At 67.8% G+C, this 711-nt stretch carries 1 protein-coding gene and 1 pseudogene; both read left to right on the top strand.

What is annotated here, in order from left to right; translation table 11 throughout:
- A pseudogene (locus LH128_RS34210) lies at window positions 1-189 on the top strand (pyruvate dehydrogenase); the annotation flags it as partial.
- A gap of 26 nt (window positions 190-215) precedes the next feature.
- Window positions 216-711 (top strand): thiamine pyrophosphate-dependent enzyme (locus LH128_RS31020; protein WP_327195338.1); only part of this gene is annotated, 496 nt, incomplete at its 3' end.

Genomic DNA, 711 nt, shown 5'->3' with positions numbered 1-711 from the left:
TTCGCCGCGAAAGTTCCCGGCCCGGTGCCGAGCATCGCCACCCTGCGCCCCTGGCCCGAAGTCGCACCGGCAGCGGCCGACATCACCGCGCTGGCGCAGATGATCGGCGAGGCGAAGACCGTCGCCGTCCTATGCGGCTTTGGCTGTCACGGCGCTGCGGAAGAGCTGAAAGCGCTCTCGATGCGGTGAATGCCGACCGCGCGAAGTGGGACGCGATGCTGGACGAAAAGGCCGCGCTCGATCGATCGCCCGACATGCTTCACCCGCAGGCCGTCGCCCGCGCGGTCAGCGATCGTGCCGCCGAGGACGCGGTGTGGGTAACGGATACCGGCGAGGTCACGCTGTGGGCGGCGAACTGGCTGCGCCAGAGCGGGCGCCAGCAGATCACCGGCTCGTTCAACAATGCCGCCGTCGGCACCGGCATAGGCATAGCCAACGGCGTCCAGGCGCTCGATACCGCGCGGCAGGTGATCCTTCACGCGGGGGATGGCGGTTTCACGATGCTGCTGGGCGAATTCATGACCGCAGTGGAACACAAGCTGCCGGTCAAGGTGGTGGTCTACGACAACAGCACCTGGGGCCTTGTTCATCTGGAGATGGAAGGCGCCGGAGTTCCGCCGAGCGAGGGAGCCTCGTTCCCCAACCTCGACTTCGCCACATTCGCGCAGGCCTGCGGCGCGCGCGGGTTCACGGCCAGAACGCCGCACGAAC

Source organism: Sphingomonas sp. LH128, from assembly GCF_000293195.2.
Classification (GTDB): Bacteria; Pseudomonadota; Alphaproteobacteria; order Sphingomonadales; family Sphingomonadaceae; genus Novosphingobium; species Novosphingobium resinovorum_A.
This window is presented reverse-complemented; position numbering and strand designations above follow the sequence as displayed.